The organism is Streptomyces sp. NPDC004667, from assembly GCF_040609475.1.
Classification (GTDB): domain Bacteria; phylum Actinomycetota; class Actinomycetes; order Streptomycetales; family Streptomycetaceae; genus Streptomyces.
The window spans coordinates 1-1,359 of the sequence record NZ_JBEXKC010000266.1; the positions used below are offsets into that span (position 1 = coordinate 1).

General features: G+C 75.3%; 1 protein-coding gene. It reads right to left on the minus strand.

All coding sequences use genetic code 11. The features are described from left to right. Nucleotides 1-175: 175 nt before the first annotated feature. A partial coding sequence (locus ABZW32_RS39945; protein ID WP_356225841.1) for a prolyl oligopeptidase family serine peptidase occupies nucleotides 176-1,359 on the minus strand: 1,184 nt, incomplete at its 5' end.

Consider the following 1,359-nt stretch of genomic DNA (forward strand, 5'->3'; position numbering starts at 1 on the left):
GGCACCCGGTGGGGCCGCCCGCGCACGGGTGCGCGGGCGGCTCCTGGGCGCTACTTCTCCTCTTCCTCCATCTCCTCCGAGGAGCGGAAGTAGATGACGACGCCGACGCCCGGCTTGCGGCTCTCCTCGTCGCCCTCGAGCGGGTCTCCGTGGATGATGTCCTTCTGCATGCTGTTCACCTCCCCTGCGGGTGCGAGGACGGCTCGGCCCGCACGGGCGCCGTGGGCAGCCCGCGGCCGAGAAATCTCAGGGACCGCCGGATCACGGCCAGGTGGTCGGCGCCGTCGTAGCCGTCGTGGCCCGACTCCAGCCACATCAGCTCGTGCGCCACACCGCCCGCCCGCAGCACGTCCAGGTACGCCTCCACCTGCTGCGGCGGGCACTTGGCGTCCCGGCGCGCGGCGACGAGCAGCAGCGGGGCGCGGATGGCGGCCGCGTACGAGGACGGCGAGGCGTGCGCGTAGGCCTCGGGCACCTCGTCCGGGGTGCCGCCGAACAGCTCGGTGTCCAGAGCCTGGAGGGCGGGGGTGGAGTGCCGGAAGGCCGTGGCGCAGTCGGCGAGCGGTTTGACGGCGACCCCGGCGTGCCACAGGTCCGGCCGGGTTCCCATGGCCAGCAGCGTCAGGTAGCCGCCCCACGAGGTGCCGCACAGTCCCACGGCGTCCGCGCGGCCGATGCCCCGGTCCAGCAGCTCGGCGCGGGCCCGGACCAGGTCGGCGACCTGGGTGTGGCCGACGCCCTCGGAGTAGGCGGAGCGCCAGCGCGGCCCGTAGCCGGTCGAGCCCCGGTAGTTGACGCGGGCCACGGCGTAGCCCGAGCCGACGAGGGCCTGCACCATGGGGTCGTAGGCGTCGCGGTCGTGGTCGGCCGGTCCGCCGTGGACGAGGAAGACCAGCGGGTACGGGGCCGGACGGTCGGCGGGCGTGGTGACGAAGGTGTGCACCGGCCCGTCGGGGCCGGGCGTCCACAGGTCCTGGCGGCGGCCGAACCGGGGAAGGCGCCACCGGCTCTGCCCCGGCAGGGCCGCGCCCGACAGGGACATCGCGCGCGGCACGTTCACCGCGTCGGTCCAGATGAAGTGCACGTCGCCGTCGGCGGCCGGTGACGCGTCCAGGACGCTGCCCTCCGGAGTGGGCACCACGGTCAGCTCCCGGCGCTCCAGGTCGGCGGTGAACAGCCGGCTGCGGCCGTGCCGGTCCTGCCGGAGCAGGATCCGCGCAGCGCCCGGGCCGGGGTACCAGCGGGCGGTCGTCTCGGTGTCGAACGAGCACCAGGGCAGCAGTTCCACGCCGCGCCCGGGGGCCCAGGTGCCCAGGTGGTAGCGGCCGGCCCGCTCCCGCATGACCAGCAGCAGGGTGC